This window comes from Hydrogenivirga sp. 128-5-R1-1 (assembly GCF_000171895.1).
Genome location: NZ_ABHJ01000537.1, coordinates 1 through 1,025, shown reverse-complemented (window position 1 = coordinate 1,025; position 1,025 = coordinate 1). Strand labels below are relative to the sequence as shown.

The following is a 1,025-nucleotide window of genomic DNA, read 5'->3' as shown; positions in this document are numbered from 1 at the left end:
GGGTGGACAGGGCTGGGACAGTGGCTCCCCCTCTTTTACCTTTATTTTTAAAAAAAATTCCTGAAAAAAAACTGATTAAAATCATCAAAAATGGTCTTCCTGCAACACAAATGCCCGCTTTTCCACAACTATCAGACCAGCAAATTAAAGAAATAATATCATATATAAAATCACCGGCAAAGATTAACTGGTCAAAAGATAAAATTATAAAGACTATCCAGCTTAATAAAGACCAAAAAACAAAAAAACTACCGGTAAAAAATATAAAAAACATAGTAGCTGTTGTAGAAAGAGGGCATCAAAAAGTATGGATAATGGAAGGATTGAATATTTTGGACAAATTTGATTTCAAAAATGTCCATGGAGGCTTAAAGTTTTCCCCATCAGGATGGAAAATTTACGTCCCAGCCAGAGATGGATGGATAGGTAGATATGATATAGATAAAGGTAGATTTTACGGTAAAGTTAGAGCCTGCGTGTATTTAAGAAATATATCTTTAGATAGAACAGGAAAATATATACTTGTTTCCTGCTGGTTGCCAAAATCTATAGTTATTCTTGATGCGGAAAGCTTTAAGCCTGTGAAATACATAAAACAAGATGGCTTAATTTCTGCTATTTATGGACTTTATTCAAAAGACCAGGCTATTTTTACTTACAGGGATAAAGCAAAAATTGGATTTTTAGATACCAAAACTTTCAAAATAACCTACAAGAACATCTCTGAACCTTATGAGGACTTTTTTATAGACCCATTTGAAGAGTATATAATCGGTAGTTCAAGAAAAGGAACGAGATTATCTGTTTACAGCATTGCAGAAAATAAGGAAGTCTTTTCTTCAAAAATGGAGGGAATGCCCCATTTAGCCTCAGCGTCAATATGGTATAAAAAAGGTAAATTCTATTTTGCTACACCCCATATCACAAAACCTTTTGTTACAATCTGGAACCTTTATAACTGGAAATTTGTTAAAAAGGTAGATATAGATGGAAATGGATTTTTTGTCAGAACCCATCCAACAACT

General features: G+C 33.2%; 1 protein-coding gene. It reads left to right on the top strand.

What is annotated here, in order from left to right; translation table 11 throughout:
* Nucleotides 1–1,025: cytochrome D1 domain-containing protein (locus tag HG1285_RS18055; protein ID WP_032497300.1), on the top strand; the 1,025-nt coding region annotated here is incomplete at both ends.